General features: G+C 62.6%; 1 protein-coding gene. It reads left to right on the forward strand.

Going from position 1 to position 203, the window contains the following annotated elements; genetic code table 11:
• The coding region (locus ACV22V_RS32765) for an ABC transporter substrate-binding protein (protein WP_448016887.1) at positions 1-203 on the forward strand (203 nt) is incomplete at both ends.

Genomic DNA, 203 nt, shown 5'->3' on the forward strand with positions numbered 1-203 from the left:
TGCCAGGTGATGAGCTATCCGCGTCCGGCCGACATCGCGACGCTGAAGGCCGACTCGGGCATCGACATGCCGTCGCAGCCGGGCTTCAACCTCGGCTACCTCGCGTACAACGTCGAGCACAAGCCGGTCGACAAGCTCGAAGTGCGTCAGGCGCTCGACATGGCGATCAACAAGAAGGCGATCCTCGAATCCGTCTATCAGGG

The organism is Burkholderia sp. AW33-5 (genome assembly GCF_053427615.1).